Annotated in this window: 17 protein-coding genes and 1 pseudogene; 11 read left to right on the forward strand and 7 right to left on the reverse strand. The window is 68.9% G+C overall.

From position 1 onward, the window contains the following. Positions 1-11: 11 nt before the first annotated feature. Positions 12-725 (reverse strand): M50 family metallopeptidase, encoded by a 714-nt coding sequence (locus test1122_RS18605; RefSeq protein ID WP_232270300.1) that lies wholly within the window; start codon positions 723-725, stop codon positions 12-14. A 405-nt stretch (positions 726-1,130) separates the two neighbouring features. Here test1122_RS18605 and test1122_RS18610 point away from each other — a divergent pair, with 405 nt between their 5' ends. After that, positions 1,131-1,763, forward strand: a complete 633-nt coding sequence (locus tag test1122_RS18610) for a DUF4328 domain-containing protein (RefSeq protein WP_232270301.1) — start codon at positions 1,131-1,133, stop codon at positions 1,761-1,763. A 46-nt stretch (positions 1,764-1,809) separates the two neighbouring features. On the opposite strand, the gene test1122_RS18615 is transcribed toward test1122_RS18610, so the two are convergent. From test1122_RS18615 to test1122_RS18630, 4 genes are all read right to left on the reverse strand, one after another. Then, the gene (locus test1122_RS18615) at positions 1,810-2,121 is read right to left on the reverse strand and encodes a helix-turn-helix domain-containing protein (protein WP_232270302.1); all 312 of its coding nucleotides are present in this window, start codon (positions 2,119-2,121) and stop codon (positions 1,810-1,812) included. Next, positions 2,118-2,492, reverse strand: coding sequence for a type II toxin-antitoxin system RelE/ParE family toxin (locus test1122_RS18620; RefSeq protein WP_232270303.1), 375 nt, complete (start codon positions 2,490-2,492; stop codon positions 2,118-2,120). Before test1122_RS18620 ends, test1122_RS18615 begins: the two co-directional genes overlap by 4 nt. A gap of 117 nt (positions 2,493-2,609) precedes the next feature. Further along, positions 2,610-2,810, reverse strand: a complete 201-nt coding sequence (locus tag test1122_RS18625; RefSeq protein WP_232270304.1) for a DUF397 domain-containing protein — start codon at positions 2,808-2,810, stop codon at positions 2,610-2,612. Between the two features lie 10 nt (positions 2,811-2,820). Then, positions 2,821-3,672, reverse strand: a complete 852-nt coding sequence (locus tag test1122_RS18630) for a helix-turn-helix domain-containing protein (RefSeq protein WP_232270305.1) — start codon at positions 3,670-3,672, stop codon at positions 2,821-2,823. A 275-nt stretch (positions 3,673-3,947) separates the two neighbouring features. Here test1122_RS18630 and test1122_RS18635 point away from each other — a divergent pair, with 275 nt between their 5' ends. From test1122_RS18635 to def, 10 genes and pseudogenes are all read left to right on the forward strand, one after another. Then, on the forward strand, positions 3,948-4,373 hold the full coding sequence (locus test1122_RS18635; protein WP_232270306.1) for a hypothetical protein: 426 nt from the start codon (positions 3,948-3,950) through the stop codon (positions 4,371-4,373). Beyond that, on the forward strand, positions 4,360-4,542 hold the full coding sequence (locus test1122_RS18640; protein ID WP_232270307.1) for a hypothetical protein: 183 nt from the start codon (positions 4,360-4,362) through the stop codon (positions 4,540-4,542). The genes test1122_RS18635 and test1122_RS18640 overlap by 14 nt, the downstream gene beginning before the upstream one ends. Positions 4,543-4,572: 30 nt before the next feature. Then, positions 4,573-5,394 carry an SOS response-associated peptidase gene (locus test1122_RS18645; RefSeq protein ID WP_232270308.1) on the forward strand — a complete coding sequence of 274 codons (822 nt, stop codon included), beginning with the start codon at positions 4,573-4,575 and terminating at the stop codon, positions 5,392-5,394. Continuing rightward, positions 5,394-6,029: an alpha/beta hydrolase family protein gene (locus test1122_RS18650; RefSeq protein ID WP_232270309.1), complete on the forward strand. Its 636-nt coding sequence runs from the start codon at positions 5,394-5,396 to the stop codon at positions 6,027-6,029. Before test1122_RS18645 ends, test1122_RS18650 begins: the two co-directional genes overlap by 1 nt. Before the next feature lie 236 nt (positions 6,030-6,265). After that, on the forward strand, positions 6,266-6,955 hold the full coding sequence (locus tag test1122_RS18655; protein WP_232271972.1) for a sigma-70 family RNA polymerase sigma factor: 690 nt from the start codon (positions 6,266-6,268) through the stop codon (positions 6,953-6,955). Continuing rightward, positions 6,952-7,248: pseudogene (rsrA, locus tag test1122_RS18660) on the forward strand (mycothiol system anti-sigma-R factor); the annotation flags it as partial. The gene test1122_RS18655 and the pseudogene rsrA, both read left to right, overlap by 4 nt. Before the next feature lie 270 nt (positions 7,249-7,518). Beyond that, positions 7,519-8,922, forward strand: coding sequence for an HD-GYP domain-containing protein (locus test1122_RS18665; RefSeq protein ID WP_232270311.1), 1,404 nt, complete (start codon positions 7,519-7,521; stop codon positions 8,920-8,922). A gap of 8 nt (positions 8,923-8,930) precedes the next feature. Then, positions 8,931-10,175, forward strand: a complete 1,245-nt coding sequence (locus test1122_RS18670) for an HD-GYP domain-containing protein (protein ID WP_232270312.1) — start codon at positions 8,931-8,933, stop codon at positions 10,173-10,175. A gap of 155 nt (positions 10,176-10,330) precedes the next feature. Then, positions 10,331-11,332: a tetratricopeptide repeat protein gene (locus test1122_RS18675; RefSeq protein WP_232270313.1), complete on the forward strand. Its 1,002-nt coding sequence runs from the start codon at positions 10,331-10,333 to the stop codon at positions 11,330-11,332. A 67-nt stretch (positions 11,333-11,399) separates the two neighbouring features. Beyond that, entirely contained in the window at positions 11,400-12,032 is a 633-nt protein-coding gene (gene def / locus test1122_RS18680; RefSeq protein ID WP_232270314.1) for a peptide deformylase, read from the forward strand. Positions 12,033-12,038: 6 nt separating this feature from the next. On the opposite strand, the gene test1122_RS18685 is transcribed toward def, so the two are convergent. Both test1122_RS18685 and test1122_RS18690 read right to left on the reverse strand, forming a co-directional pair. After that, on the reverse strand, positions 12,039-13,196 hold the full coding sequence (locus test1122_RS18685; protein WP_232270315.1) for a site-2 protease family protein: 1,158 nt from the start codon (positions 13,194-13,196) through the stop codon (positions 12,039-12,041). 88 nt (positions 13,197-13,284) lie between these two features. Beyond that, positions 13,285-14,310, reverse strand: coding sequence for a ribonucleotide-diphosphate reductase subunit beta (locus tag test1122_RS18690; RefSeq protein WP_232270316.1), 1,026 nt, complete (start codon positions 14,308-14,310; stop codon positions 13,285-13,287). Positions 14,311-14,349 lie beyond the last annotated feature (39 nt).

The following is a 14,349-nucleotide window of genomic DNA, read 5'->3' on the forward strand; positions in this document are numbered from 1 at the left end:
ACAGATCGCTGCTAACGGGCGAGCAGCCAACGGCCGCCGCCGATCAGTGAACAGAGCGCGACGGTGTGAAAGAACAACAGCCAGGCGCCCGCGGGCACATTGGTGAGCCGGTGGAGCTGATCGGCGTCCGAGTCCGGCGCCCCACCCCGGCGCCGCTTGCCCTGCAGCTCAAACACGGGACGTACGCCCCCGAGCAGCAGAAACCAGACCACGCCATAGGCGAAAGCCGCCTGGACCTCCGGACCGGTCAGCCAGGAGACCAGGAAGAACGCGGCCCCGGTAAGAACGACGGTCAGTGCCCCATACGCATTACGGATCATCACCAGCATCGCCAGCAGCAGCGCCGTGGCTCCCCACAGCGGCAGGGTGATGTGCCCCGCGACCAGCAGCCACGCCCCACCCAGCCCCAGCAGGGAGGGCGCCGTGTACCCGGCGGCGGCCGTCAGCACCATGCCGATCCCCGTCGGCTTACCCCGCGAAACGGTCAGCCCGGAGGTATCCGAATGCAGCCGTATCCCCTGGAGCCGCCGCCCGGTCAGCAACGCGATCAGCCCATGCCCGCCCTCGTGCGCGATGGTCACCGCGTTCCGGGTGATCCGCCAGGACGGCCGGGCGCCCACCACGGCGAGCGCCACCAGCCCGGTCGCGATGACCAGCCACAGCTCCGGATCCGGCTGCGTCCCGAGAACGCGGTCCCATATGTCGGCTATCTTCTCAGCGTTCATGGCTCCCCTTGCTCCCCCTGCCCCGACACAGACGGCCTTGAGCCTAAGCGCCGAGGAAGGCTGCCGGGGAATGACGCCCGCGGTCGCCGTACGGCTCCTTCCGTGGCCGGATGGTTACGAGATCGCTCCCGTTGCACGTACAACCTTTTTCGATGGTGACGAGCGTCACTGGGCTGTTTGGGAACCGATCACGGATGTCCGTTTTCGGGCCTGGCCGTTTCGGTGACCTTGGGCATACGTTCTGCCGTCAACTGTCCTTACGGGATCTTCTATGTGTCTGAGGTGTGGTTCGTGGCGGGGGGCTTTGCCGTCGAGGGGCCGGGGCTGCCGGGGCCTCCATGGGCGTCGACGCGGAGATTGGCGGTCGCTGTCACGGTGCTGTTGGGGGTTTGCATCGTGGCGGATGTGTTCGCGATCTTCGCCGCGTCCCAGGTGCATATGGTGATGAGCGATGTGCATGCGGGTCGGTGGGATGCGGTCACCGACGAGCGGCTGGAGCAGGCGGACATTCTCTATGTGGTGGCGAGCTGGGCGCAGATGACGGCGTTGGCAGCCGCCGGGGTTGTCTTTCTGAAATGGTTCCACCGGTCCCGGGTCAACGCGGAGATATTCGATCCGGAGGGTCACCGGATGAAGCGTGGCTGGGCTATTGGCGGTTGGTTCGTGCCGGTAGTGAACCTGTGGTTCCCGAAGAAGATCGCCAATGACATCTGGGATGCCAGCACGCCTCCCGGTCCGGACGGTACGGTGCGACCTCGCGTGTCGGTGGGGCTGCTCAACGGATGGTGGGCACTGTGGATTGCCGGACTCGTTTTCGGGCGGGCAGCTTCCCAGCGATACAAGAAGGCCGAGGATGCCCACGAGATCATAGGGGCGGTGAACACCTGGCTTATCGCGGACGGGGTTGGGATCCTTGCGGCGGCGTTCGCCATCGGCTTCGTTCTCAAGCTCACCGCCATGCAGACGGAACGGGCCGCCCACCACTTCGGACACGCCCACGCGTCTGCTTCACCAGTAGTCGGCGCTGGCTCCAACTGAGGTTCAGGGTGGGCGAGGGTTCCGCACCTTTGCGCCTGCGAGGGTCCTATGCGGGGTGAGGTGTGAACTCGACGTGGGTTTCTTCGGGGTCGATGGACAGGTCTAGTTTGGCGTCCAGGGCTTCGGCGAGTGTTCTGAGCAGGCGCAGTGTCGGTACGGTGGCTCCGCCTTCGATGTGTTCGATGTCGGCGGTGTTCATATCGGCACGCCGAGCGAGCTCACCTCGGTCAATGCCGAGTTCGATACGTCGGTCGTAAACGGCCTGCCCGAGTGCGATGGCGGCCCCGGCTTCGATGTAGGTGAGGCTTTCCCGGTGGTCGTCCGGGATGCGCCAAGTGGTGTGGTACCCCTTGCTCATGGCTGCTCCTCGAACGTGCGGTGATAGGTCTCGTGGGCTGGCGGGTGTTCCGACTCGCACTCTTTCTGTTTCCGGACGGCCTGCTGGAGCTGTGCTTCTTCGCGCATACGGGTGTCGTGGAAGACCGTGAGCAATACGATGCGGCGATCGGGTGCCAGCCAGTACGGGATGCGTACGGTATCGGTCCCCAGGACGAAGCGGAGTTCCCGCAAGGAACCGCCGAGGTGCCGTGAGAACGGTTCACCGAGGGTGGTGGGCTGGGCGGCCAAGTGGTCGGCTTGGCGTTCCGCTGTTCGGTAGAGCGTTCGAGGCAGGGTGCCCAGCCACTCCGCCACATCCGGTTCGAGTTCGATCTCCCAGCGGTCGGTCATGTTTGAGAGCGTAGGGATCTTAGGCAAGCGGAGCCCGGTGGTGAGGGGGTGGTTCCACCTTGAGGGTGATGCGCTGCTCGCTGTGCTCGGCCGTCTGCGGGAACTGACGCCGTTCGGTCAGGCTCGGGGGAGCGGATTCAGGGTGCCGTGGCGGGCGGCGGTGATGAGGGCGGTGAGGGCGGTGGGGGTGGTGGTGAGGATTTGGTCGGGGTGTTCGGTTTCGCGTAGGTGTGGGGTGCCGGTTTCGTCGTAGCCGAGTTGGAGGCAGGCGTTGCCGCCACCGCCGCAGAACGGTTCCTGCCAGGTGATCTCGGACATCGATAACCTCTCAGAGAGTGCGGGCGATGTTGTGGATGAAGTCTCTGGACGCCTTTTCGTCGAGCGATGCCTTCTCCATGCCGTCCAGTAGCTGGCGGTAGTTGGCAAGTTGCATCTGGGCGTCGATGAAGATGGAGCCGTATGAGGTGTCCAGCTGGACGGTGTCGAGCTGGGGCACGGTGCCCTGGGCATACAGCACCGTCTGTCCGGCACCCGGGAAGCCTCCGGCGGAGAAGGGAACCACGCGCAAGGTGATGTGCTCGCGCTCGCCCATCTCCAGCAGGTGCTTGAGCTGGTCCAGGGCGGTGTCGCGGCCGCCGAACCGCATACGCAGTGCGGCCTCATGGATGAGTGCCTCGTACGCCGGTGGGTTTTCCCGGTCGAGGAGGGTGCTGCGTTTCGCGCGGTGAGCGACACGGAGGTCGATCTCATCCGGTGGAAGTTCGGGGATGACGATGTCGAACACGGCTCGTGCGTGCGCCTCGGTCTGCAGCAGGCCGGGAATGTGCGAGGTCAGCGCATTGCGCAGGCGAACTGCGTGCCATTCGAGTTCCGCGATGTCCAGGAAGAACGCGGGCAGTTCGCCGCGGTACTCCTCCCACCAGCCTTTGCTGTGGTCCTGGGCGAGGTCGGCCAGAGCGTCGATGAGCGCAGTGTCCGGGCATTTGTAGTTGCAGGCGAGTGTGCGCACGCGGGCGGGACTGATGCCGAAGCGGCCTGCTTCGGTGTTGGAGATCCGGGTCCGGTCGACACCGAGCAGCGCGGCGGCCTCCGTCGCGGACAGGCCTGCCTGCTCGCGCAACTGGCGCAGTGCGGCGCCCAGTCTGCGCTGGCGGATCGTTGGGTTGCTCCGCGGTGGCATACGTCCCCTCCTTGCGACTGCTGCTTAGTCTGCCGACGGCGGCTGACTAGATCCACCGAGTAGCACAGGGAATCCGGCGAAGAGGTAGCACACGGGTTCCGGAATCCACTACCGTCAGTGCTGTAAGTCTCACGCACGGCGTTGCCGGATGTGTGCTGCGCGAGCATGCCCGACCGCTCCCTGGGGGCGGGTGTGCCCGCGTCCAGGGAGGCAGGGCACGAGCGCCCGCCGCGCGAGGACTCCAACACCACTGAAACGGAATGGAGTTACCGCGCATGACTACTACTCTACGTCCGCCCGTCGAGGACGTCGCCTATTCGTTCGGGCTGCCCGGCGGCGCGCTCTGCGTGCCGGTTGTGCAGCATGCCGTCTCCGCCCTGCTGGGGCGGCATGGGCTGGCCTGCATGGCGGGGTTCGCCGGGTGGGCTACCGGGGAGCTCCTGGGGGCCGCGTGTCAGCAGGGCCCGGACCAGCGGGTCAGCTTCTACGTGCGGTGGCGCTTCGGGGCGTTGCGGCTGACCGCTTTTGATCAGCACGCTGCCGGGGAGGCCTCGCGGCGTGGGCGGCTGGTGCGGCTGGACGCCGGTGTACGGGTCTTCGGTGGGACCCTCGCCGTGGCGCCGGCCGGGCCGCCGCTGGGTGGGACCCGGACCTGGGTCAGCCTGCCGCGTGAGGGGGTGCGGTCAGGTGCGTGCGTATGAGGCCCGGCTGACGATCGCCGTCTACCGCGTTGATCCGGAGACCGGTGAGCGCCGGACCGTACGGCCCGAGGTCACGTATCGGGGCGATGCGACCGCGGTCTACGGGCTCGGGCCGGCCTGGCCGCCCTGCCGCTGCACCCGATGCGCGGATGACGGGGTACGCCGGTAGCGGGAGCCGTCCCGTGGCAGTGTGGCACTTATGTGCGGTAGGTATGCGGCGAGTCGGCGGCCCGAGGATCTGGTCACGGCGTTCGACGTACAGAAGTGGGAGCCCGCGGAGACGCTGGCGCCGGACTGGAACGTGGCACCGACCAAGGAGGTGTACGCGGTCCTTGACCGGCCGGTCAAGGGGGCCGAGGACAGGACCCCGGTGCGGCAGCTGCGGGTGTTGCGCTGGGGGCTGGTGCCGTCGTGGGCCAAGTCACCCGACACCGGGGTAAAGATGATCAACGCCCGGGCGGAGAGCGTCCATGAGAAGGCCGCCTACCGGCGGGCGTTCGCGGCCCGGCGGTGTCTGCTGCCCGCCGACGGGTATTACGAGTGGCTTACCGCGAAGGGCGAACTCGATCTGGAGCAGCAGGGGAAGCGGAAGCGGACGCGTAAGCAGCCGTACTTTGTCACTCCGGCCGATGGGTCGGTGATGGCGTTGGCCGGGCTCTATGAGTTCTGGCGCGACCCGGGCTTGCCGGGCGACGATCCGAAGGCCTGGTGGGTGACGTGCACGGTGATTACGACGGATGCCGAGACGACGCCGCTGGTCGGGGCTGAGGAGGAGGGGACCGGGCCGCGGTGTCTGGCGGATATCCATCCCCGGATGCCGGTGGCGCTGCCCCGGGAGAGCTGGGACGCCTGGCTAAATCCGGGGCACAGCGATGAAGCGGAGCTGCGGGCGCTGCTGGCAGATCTGCCGCCCGGGCGGCACCGGGCGTATCCGGTGACGACGGACGTCAGCGATGTCCGTAACAACTCGCCGGAGCTGGTGCGCGAGCTGGAGGCTCCGGAAGAGGGCACGCTGTTCTGATGAGCGTGACGAAGAGCGAGATCGTGGCGACCCCGGCGGGTGACGCCCGGATCGCCTGGCACCGGGCGGCGGCGGGGGCGGAGCTGGTGCTGGCCCTGGGCCATGGCGCCGGAGGAGGGATCGAGGCGCGGGATCTGCAGGCCCTGGCGACCACACTGCCGGCCCACGGCGTCACCGTGGCGCTGGTCGAGCAGCCCTGGCGGGTCGCCGGGAAGAAGGTGGCGCCCGCCCCGAAGACCCTGGACGCGGCCTGGCTGGCGGTGTGGCCCGCGCTCGAGAAGGAAGGCGCACCGGTCGTCTCGGGTGGCCGCAGCGCCGGGGCCCGGGTGGCGTGCCGCACCGCGCAGCCGCTGGGCGCCCGGGCGGTGCTGGCGCTGTCCTTTCCCCTGCATCCGCCCGGCAAGCCGGAGAAGTCCCGCGCCGAGGAGCTGGCGCTGGCCACGGTGCCCACGCTGGTCGTGCAGGGCGGACGTGACCCTTTCGGGCGGCCCGCGGAGTTCCCGGGCGGTACCGAGATCGTCGAGGTGCCGCACGGTGATCACGGCTTCGCGGTGCCGAAGAAGGCGGAGATCAGCCAGCAGGACGCACTCACCCTGATCACTGATTCCGTGATCAGTTGGCTGAACCGGGAATGAGCCGTCTGGGGCGCGTGTTGTGACAGAACGCCGGTACGACACCAGGAGCACGAGGAGAGGGAGCCGCCCCCATGGGTTCTGTCGCTTGCCCGCAGCGTCCCCAGGCCGCTGACCTGGACTGGGCCACGCTGGCACTGGCCGGTGCCACAGAGATTCAGGCGGCGGATGGACTGGATCGTCGTCTATCCTCCGATTCGAGCGGGTCCGCTCTCGCAGTCGTCAGCGTTACGGAGGAGGTGGGTCCGGTCGCCGGGACCGAGGACGGTACGGAGAACGCGCCGCAGGAGACCGAGCCGCAGGAGACCGATGGAGAGCGCAGCGCGCGCTTTGAGCGTGACGCGCTGGGCTTTCTTGACCAGATGTACTCCGCCGCGCTCCGTATGACGCGTAACCCCGCCGACGCCGAGGACCTCGTGCAGGAGACCTACGCGAAGGCGTACGGCTCGTTCCACCAGTTCCGCGAGGGCACGAACCTCAAGGCGTGGATGTACCGCATTCTGACCAATACGTTCATCAACTCGTATCGCAAGAAGCAGCGTGAGCCCCAGCGCAGCGCTGCCGAGGAGATCGAGGACTGGCAGCTGGCGCGCGCCGAGTCGCATATGTCGACCGGGCTGCGCTCCGCCGAGTCGCAGGCCCTCGACCATCTGCCGGACTCCGATGTGAAGGAAGCTCTCCAGGCCATCCCGGAGGAGTTCCGCATCGCCGTCTATCTCGCGGATGTTGAAGGCTTTGCCTACAAGGAGATCGCCGACATCATGGCTACGCCCATCGGTACGGTGATGTCGCGGCTGCACCGGGGGCGCCGGCAGCTGCGCGGCATGCTGGAGGACTACGCGCGCGACCGTGGGCTGGTGCCCGCGGGGGCGTCGGCTGGATCGGGGGAGTACGACGAGTCGCACAACCGGAAAGGCTCGGGTTCATGAGTTGCGGAGAGCCGCACGAGACGGACTGCTCTGAGGTCCTCGACCATCTCTATGAGTACCTGGACCAGGAGATGCCCCACATCGACCGCGAGAAGCTGGCGGAGCACTTCGACGAGTGCTCACCCTGCCTGGAGAAGTACGGTCTGGAGCAGGCCGTGAAGAAGCTCGTCAAGCGCTGCTGTGGCCATGACGATGTGCCGACCGACCTGCGCTCCAAGGTGATGGGCCGGATCGAGCTGATCCGCGCCGGGGAGACCGTGCCGGATCAGGCCGTGCTCGACACCGCGCTCGAACCGGGATACACCCACGGCGCTCCGGACACCGCTCCCACCGAGCCCGCCGATGACGCGACCGGCTCCTCACCAGTGGCCCGGAAGAAAGCTCTGTGAAGAACGCTGCGTGAAGAAAGCTCTCCGAAGGGCGATCTCTAACGCAGGAGTTCGGCCCGCAGTCACCCGAAGGGGTTAATCCGGCTGGCTCATGCGAGCCAATCTGCGAATACGCCCTCTTATACGCCTGCCGCACTTCTATTCTCCCCATCCTGGGACGGGTGAGGAGACGTCATGCGGGGACGGCCGCTGCCATGGGGCGCACGGGTGTATATCGGCTGCGCCGTGTTCGCGGCCGTTGGCTGCACTGTCCCCGTGCTCCCCGCCACATACGACGCCGCCACGTACGACCCCGCAACCGTCCCATGGCCCCTCGCCGCCCTGCTGGCCGCCCTCTACGCCGGATGCGAGTGGCTGCCCCGCTGCCCTCTGATGCGCCACCGGGTGCCCCCCGGCCTCGGCTCCTTCTTCCCGGTCCTGCTCGCTGCCGCCCTGCTGCTGCCCCCGGCCGCCGCCCTGCTGGTCCCCGTGCCCGGCGCCCTCCTCGGCCGCGCCGCCGACGCACACCCCCACGCCGCCGCCCGCCGTATCTGGCACGCCGCCCAGCTCGCTCTGGCCGTCTGCGCGGCCGCCCATACGCACCTGCTGCTCGGCGGCGAGCCCGCGCTCGCCCAGGCCGACTTCCCCGCTGTCCTGCTGCCCGCGGCCGCCGCCACACTCGCCTTCAGCGTTGTCCTCACCGCCCTGGACGGCGGCATCCTGATCGCCGCCGAGCGCTATTCGGCCCGCACCGCCTGGCGCGGCCAGCTGCCCCGTTCCCTCGCCCCGCATCTGGTGCAGGGGCTGGCCGGGCTGATGATGGCCGTACTCTGGCACAGCCCGTACGGGGCGCCCGCCGCGCTCTGTGTGCTGCTGCCCATGTACATCGGCTGCTGGGTCTTCGCGCAGTACCACCGGGAGCGCGCCGCCCACCAGGCCACCATCCGCGCCCTGGTGCAGGCCGTCGACATCAAGGACAGCTACACCCGTGGCCACAGCGAACGCGTGGGCCGCGCCTCCGCGCTGATCGCCCATGAGCTGGGCATGGACGACGAACGGCTCGAAGCGCTGCGCTTCGCCGGGATTCTGCACGATGTCGGCAAACTCGGTGTCCCCACCCGGATCCTCCGCAAGGACGGGCCGCTCACCCCGGAGGAACGCCAGGCCATCGAGCTGCACCCCGAGTACGGCCATGAAGTGGTGCGCGGCATCGGCTTCCTGGGCGAGGCCCGTGCGGCGATCCTGCACCACCATGAACGGCTGGACGGCAGCGGTTACCCCTATGGCCTGCGCGGCCGCCAGATCCCCGAGTTCGCCCGGGTCGTCGCCGTCGCCGACGCCTTTGACGCCATGACCTCCACCCGCAGCTACCGCCGTGCCCGCCCCATCCGGGACGCCATCGCCGAGCTGAAGCGCTGCGCGGGCACCCAGTTCGACCCCCGGATGGTCCGCGCTCTGACCCGTGCCCTCCACCGGCGGGGCTGGTCCCCCGTAGTCACCGGCGATGAGGCCGGCGGAAACGTCCCGCCAGCGGCCGGCGCCGTAGCGGCCGCGGAAAGCCGGGAACAGGCCCTCGACGCCACCGGGCCGCATCCATGACCCCACCGATGAGCCGAACCGTCGCCATCACCTATGCCGCGGCGGCCGCGCTCACCGCCACCGCGCTCGGCTGGACGCTCTGGCAGGGTCTGCGCCAGCCCGCCATCGCCCTCGCGTTCGGGCTGCTCATCGCCGTTGGCGAGACCGTACGCGGCGCCCTGCCCGGAGACCGGGAGTCCGCGCCGCTGGGCGCCGCCGGGGCGCTCGCCTACGCGCTGCTGGGGGAGGCGGGCGGCGAGCCCACCAGCCATGGGGTGTTGCAGGTCATCGCGGTGACCGTGGCCGCCTCACTGGTGGGCCTCGCCCCACAGGTCGCGGTCGGCCGGGCGCCGTCCCTGGACCAGGCGGCCCGCCGGGTGCTCACGGTCGGCTTCGCGGCCACCTGCTTCCAACCGCTCTACACCACCGGCACCTTGGCCCAGTGGCTCGGCACCGGCCCGTACCACGTAGTCGTGTTGCTGCTCATCCTCCTCCTCACGGTGCTCTGCGACGCCGTGCTGACCGCCGCGCTCGCCCGCGCCCGCACCGGCTGGCCCTACGGCCCGCTGCTGCGCGACGAGCTGCGGGCGCTGCTGGGCATCGGCACGGCGATCTGTGCGACCAGCGTGGTGATCGCGCTGGCCGTGGCGGTGGCCGGGCTGTGGGCGCTGCCGGTCTTCTGCGTGCCGCTGCTGCTGACCCAGCTCTCCTTCCGCCGCTACGCCGCCTCGCAGGCCACCTACCGGCAGACCATCGCCTCACTGGCCCGCGCCACCGAGGTCGCCGGGTACACCCCGCACGGTCATGCCCGCCGGGTCGCCGAGCTCAGCCGGGCGACCGGCCGTGAGCTGGGGCTGTCCGAGGCCGAACTCACCGTCTTGGAGTACGCCGCCCTGATGCATGACATCGGCCAGCTCTCCCTCCTCGATCCGGTCCCCGGCGGTGCCACGGAGCCGCTGGACCCCGCCGAGCAGCGCAGGATAGCCCTGCTGGGCGGGGCGGTGGTGCGGCAGACCGGGGTGCCCGCGGAGGTCGCCGTCATCGTGGAGCGACAGGCTGACCCCTACCGTGAACAGCCGCTTACGGCCCGTATTGTCCGCACGGTCAACGCCTACGAGGACCTGGTGCGGGCCGCCCCCGGCAAGGCCCCGACCGAGCCCGTAGAGTGCCCGCTGCAGGCCCTGGAACAGCTGAGACTCGCCACCGCTTATGACCATGACCCCCGTGTTGTGGAGGCGCTGGCCCAGGTCGTCTCGCGCGGTCCGGCGGGCTGACGCAAGCTGGCCCTGTGCGAGCCCTTATCGGTCCAACCTACGGGTAATGAGCGGCCCCCCGAGCGGGCATGGTTGGATGCGAGGAGAAGGACCGCACAAGGCGCCCGCAACCGGGCAACACCGTAACCAACAGGCGGGAATCAGGCGGGATCATCGTGAGGATCTTCGGCAGGGCACGGCACCGGCCATCCACCGACTGGCGGCTGGCCACTGACCGTGCTTTCACCCTCATCGGAGACGGGCGGTACGAGGACGCGGGCGCGCTGCTGACCCGCGCCGCCGACCTGGAGCCGTGGCTCTCTGAGTCCTGGTTCAATCTGGCGCTGCTGCACAAGTTCCGGCACGACTGGGAGCAGGCCCGCGCCGCCGGGCTGCGCGCCGTCGCCCTCCTTGACCGGGCGGCCGGGGCCCCTGACTGGTGGAACGTCGGTATCGCCGCCACCGCTCTGCAGGACTGGCCGCTGGCCCGCCGTGCCTGGCAGGCGTACGGGCTGCGGGTGCCCAGCACCCCCGGCGACCCGGGCGCGACGGCGGAGCCGACCGGTATGGAGCTGGGCAGCGCGGCCGTACGGCTCTCCCCGGAGGGCGAGGCCGAGGTCGTATGGGGCCGTCGGCTGGATCCGGCCAGGATCGAGGTGCAGTCCATCCCGCTGCCGTCCTCCGGGCGCCGCTGGGGCGAGGTCGTGCTGCACGACGGTGTCCCGCACGGCGAGCGCACCGTCTCCGCCGGGGGCGCCCCCTCGGCCTACCCGGTCTTCGACGAGATAGAACTCTGGGCACCCTCGCCGGTGCCCACCTGGGTGGTGCTCCTGGAGGCCGCTACCGAGGCCGACCGGGACGCCCTGGAGCGGCTGGCCGCAGACGCGGGCTTCGCCGCCGAGGACTGGTCATCATCCGTGCGGCTGCTGTGCCGCTCCTGTTCGGAGTCCCGGATGCCCACCGACGAGGGTGATGGCTCCGCCCGCCAGGATCCGCATGATCACAGCGTGCCCGGGCACCCCGGGCCGCTGGGGCATGTGACCCCGGGAGATCTGTGGATCCCGGAGCGCGAGTGCGGCCTGGCGGCCCCCGCCGGGCTGGTCCGTGGGCTGCTGGACGGCTGGGTCGCCGACAGCCCGGACACCCGCGAGTGGCGTGATCTTGAAGAGGTCTGCTGAGCCGGTCGCGGGAAGCCCCGTACCCTGTAGGGCGACGCATCAGGTTGTGAGGAAGGCGTACGGCGGAATGGCCCAGCAGCAAGAGACCAAGTCGGAGCCGTTCGACGAGTTCATCGTCGACACGGAGGACTGCGAAGCGCGCGAGCAGGCATACCGCGCGCGCGGCACCGCCCGCCCCATCACCGTCGTCGGCAATCCGGTGCTGCACAAGGAGTGCCGGGACGTCACCGAGTTCGACGACGAGCTGGCCAGGCTGGTCGACGACATGTTTGCCTCGCAGCGCGCCGCCGAGGGCGTGGGCCTGGCCGCCAACCAGATCGGTGTGGATCTCAAGGTCTTCGTCTACGACTGCCTGGATGACGAGGGCGTCCGGCATGTGGGCGTCGTCTGCAACCCGGTTCTCGATGAACTCCCCGCCGAGCGCCGCATGCTGGACGACAGCAACGAGGGCTGCCTCTCCGTTCCCGGCGCCTACGCCTCGCTCGCCCGCCCGGACTACGCGGTAGTCCGCGGCCAGGACGCCGAGGGCAAGCCGATCGCCGTGCAGGGCACCGGGTACTTCGCCCGCTGCCTCCAGCATGAGACGGACCACCTCTACGGCTACCTCTACATCGACCGGCTCTCCAAGCGGGAGCGCAAGGAAGCCCTCAAGCAGATGGCCGAGGGCGCCCCCCGCTATGAGACGGTCGCCAACGACTGAGTGGCCTTACGGGGGTGTCCGGCGGGCCGCGCCTTCGCGGGGCAGCGTCGACATCAGCCAGGCGATCGCACGGTTGATATCCGAGGGCGAGACGATCCCCACGAGCCGGCCGCCGTCGTCGAGAACCAGCACACGGCCTCCGGTATCGCCCTCCATACGCGGCAGGATGTCCGCGACGGAATCCGCCGGGCCCGCGGTGAGGGTCTCCGAGAGCGGCAGCATGATGTCCCCGATCAGGGCCGACTCCCGGCCCTCGGCCACCACTTCACGGACCCGGTCCAGGGTCAGCAGGCCCACCGGGGTGTCCTCATCGACGACCGGGAACGACTGGTGCCGGTATCCGGCCGGGGGATCCCGCAGAAAGTCCTCGAGCCGGAGACCGGGCGGCGCCACGACCGGATCCGGGCTCATGACATCCCGGACCGGCACCCCGGACAGCACATCGCGTACCTGCGCCTGGCTGGCCTCCGCGGTGGCCGCCGCCAGGATGAACCCGCCGATCAGCACCAGCCACAGCCCGCTGAAGGCCGCCCCCAGCAGTACCGCGTACAGCCCCAGGAGCATCAGCGCCCAGCCCATGACCTTGCCCGCTGTACTGGCCCCCTGGACCGCGCGCAGCCGGTCGCCCGTACGCCACCACAGAAACGCCCGCAGCAGTCGGCCGCCGTCCAGCGGCGCGGCCGGGAGGGAGTTGAACAGCGCCAGCAGGATATTGATCCCCGCCAGCCAGGCCACCGCCTCGGTCGCCAGCGTGACCCCCGTCAGCCCGGCCAGCAGCCAGGCGAAGCCCGCGAAGATCACCCCCAAGGCCAGGCTGACCAGCGGTCCCACCCCGGCGATCCGCAGCTCAGCACGTGGATTCGGCGCCTCCTGCCCCATCCGGGCGACCCCACCGAAGAGCCACAGGACGATCCCCTCCACCGGGACGCCATAACCCCGCGCCACCACGGCGTGGGCCAGCTCATGGGCGAGAAGCGATCCGAAGAACACCACGGCGGTGACCAGCCCCACGGCGATGTACAGCGGCCAGGGGTGTCCGGGGTGGGCGGCTGGCAGCCGCCCACCGGCGAGCCCGAGGGCGATCACCGTGAAGATGAACAGCACGGACCAGTTGACCCCGATCCGTATCCCGGCGATATGACCCAGGGCGAATGACTCACGCATGCCGCACGCTGTACCCGCTGCTCAGCGCCCTACACCGGGAGGAGACACCGGGACGGGACACCGGGACGGGACACCGGACAAGCGGTGCTCAGAACTCGTCGTCGAAGGAGACCGAGCCCTCGACCGCCATCTGGTAGGCGGAGGCGCGGCGCTCAAAGAAATTGGTCAGCTCCTGGACGTTCTGCAGCTCCATGAAGGAGAAGGGGTTCTCCGAGCCGTACACCGGGGCCAGTCCGAGCCGGGTCAGCCGCTGATCGGCGACGCACTGCAGATACTCGCGCATCGACTCGGTGTTCATCCCCGGCAGCCCATCGCCGCACAGATCGCGGGCGAACTGCAGCTCGGCCTCCACGGCCTCCTGGAGCATGGCCGTGACCTCCTTGCCCAGGGCATCGTCGAAAAGATCGGGCTCTTCCTGACGGACGGTGTCGACCACATGGAAGGCGAAATCCATATGGCAGCTCTCATCCCGGAACACCCAGTTGGTGCCGGTAGCGAGGCCATGCAGCAGGCCGCGCGAGCGGAACCAGTAGACGTAAGCGAAGGCGCCGTAGAAGAACAGTCCCTCAATGCAGGCAGCGAAGCAGATCAGATTGAGCAGGAAACGACGGCGGTCCGCTCTTGACTCCAGCCGGTCGATGTTCTCGACCGAGTCCATCCACTTGAAGCAGAACTGTGCCTTCTCCCGGATGGACGGGATGTTCTCCACCGCTGCGAACGCCTCGGTGCGCTCATCCGGGTCGGGGAGATAGGTGTCCAGCAGGGTCAGATAGAACTGAACATGCACCGCCTCCTCAAAGAGCTGCCGCGACAGATACAGCCGTGCTTCGGGGGAGTTGATGTGCTTGTACAGGGTCAGCACCAGGTTGTTCGCCACGATGGAGTCGCCGGTCGCGAAGAAGGCCACCAGGCGGCCGATCATGTGCTGCTCGCCCGGCGAGAGCTTGGCGAGGTCGGTGACATCCGAGTGGAGGTCGACCTCCTCCACGGTCCAGGTGTTCTTGATCGCGTCCCGGTACCGGTCATAGAAGTCCGGATACCGCATGGGCCGCAGAGTCAGCTCAAAACCGGGATCGAGGAGGTTCTTGGTACGGGGTTCAGAAGCGGTAGTCATCAGGATCTCTCGTGAGTATGTGATTCGGTGGGGGGCTAG

The sequence above is a fragment of the Streptomyces gobiensis genome (assembly GCF_021216675.1).
GTDB lineage: Bacteria > Actinomycetota > Actinomycetes > Streptomycetales > Streptomycetaceae > Streptomyces > Streptomyces gobiensis.

Excerpts from the sequence above, each read along its gene's own strand:
- test1122_RS18690 (WP_232270316.1), bottom strand. The coding sequence starts at position 14,310 with ATGACTACCGCTTCTGAACCCCGTACCAAGAACCTCCTCGATCCCGGT.
- test1122_RS18630 (WP_232270305.1), bottom strand. The coding sequence starts at position 3,672 with ATGCCACCGCGGAGCAACCCAACGATCCGCCAGCGCAGACTGGGCGCC.
- def (WP_232270314.1), top strand. The coding sequence starts at position 11,400 with ATGGCCCAGCAGCAAGAGACCAAGTCGGAGCCGTTCGACGAGTTCATC.
- test1122_RS18650 (WP_232270309.1), top strand. The coding sequence starts at position 5,394 with ATGAGCGTGACGAAGAGCGAGATCGTGGCGACCCCGGCGGGTGACGCC.
- test1122_RS18615 (WP_232270302.1), bottom strand. The coding sequence starts at position 2,121 with ATGAGCAAGGGGTACCACACCACTTGGCGCATCCCGGACGACCACCGG.
- test1122_RS18670 (WP_232270312.1), top strand. The coding sequence starts at position 8,931 with ATGAGCCGAACCGTCGCCATCACCTATGCCGCGGCGGCCGCGCTCACC.
- test1122_RS18625 (WP_232270304.1), bottom strand. The coding sequence starts at position 2,810 with ATGTCCGAGATCACCTGGCAGGAACCGTTCTGCGGCGGTGGCGGCAAC.
- test1122_RS18605 (WP_232270300.1), bottom strand. The coding sequence starts at position 725 with ATGAACGCTGAGAAGATAGCCGACATATGGGACCGCGTTCTCGGGACG.
- test1122_RS18665 (WP_232270311.1), top strand. The coding sequence starts at position 7,519 with ATGCGGGGACGGCCGCTGCCATGGGGCGCACGGGTGTATATCGGCTGC.
- test1122_RS18685 (WP_232270315.1), bottom strand. The coding sequence starts at position 13,196 with ATGCGTGAGTCATTCGCCCTGGGTCATATCGCCGGGATACGGATCGGG.
- test1122_RS18620 (WP_232270303.1), bottom strand. The coding sequence starts at position 2,492 with ATGACCGACCGCTGGGAGATCGAACTCGAACCGGATGTGGCGGAGTGG.
- test1122_RS18645 (WP_232270308.1), top strand. The coding sequence starts at position 4,573 with ATGTGCGGTAGGTATGCGGCGAGTCGGCGGCCCGAGGATCTGGTCACG.
- test1122_RS18635 (WP_232270306.1), top strand. The coding sequence starts at position 3,948 with ATGACTACTACTCTACGTCCGCCCGTCGAGGACGTCGCCTATTCGTTC.